Source organism: Pseudomonas sp. HY13-MNA-CIBAN-0226 (genome assembly GCF_040310305.1).
Classification (GTDB): domain Bacteria; phylum Pseudomonadota; class Gammaproteobacteria; order Pseudomonadales; family Pseudomonadaceae; genus Aquipseudomonas; species Aquipseudomonas gregormendelii.
The window spans coordinates 1-273 of sequence record NZ_JBEOPS010000247.1 but is presented as its reverse complement, the minus strand read 5'-3'; the positions used below and the strand labels follow the sequence as shown (position 1 = coordinate 273).

Genomic DNA, 273 nt, shown 5'->3' with positions numbered 1-273 from the left:
CCATCAAACCGAGCCGCCGTCAGCGCCAGGCGCCGCGCGTGGGTAAGGCCAATACGCTTGACCACAAACGGCGCAATCTGCGCCGGCAGCAACCCCAGGCGGGTCTCAGGCAAGCCGAACTGCGCCTGGCCCGCTGCAATCGCAATATCACTCACGCACGCCAGCCCGAACCCACCGCCCAGCACCGCGCCTTGCAGCACCACGATCACCACTTGCGCCAGCGCCTGAACCTCTTGCAGCAAGGTGCCAAACGCACGGTTCAATGCTTGCAAC

Annotated in this window: 1 protein-coding gene; it reads right to left on the bottom strand. The window is 65.2% G+C overall.

Features of this window, described 5'->3' with window-relative positions:
• On the bottom strand, positions 1-273 hold a 273-nt coding region (locus tag AAEZ05_RS28615), incomplete at both ends, for an enoyl-CoA hydratase-related protein (RefSeq protein ID WP_350649965.1).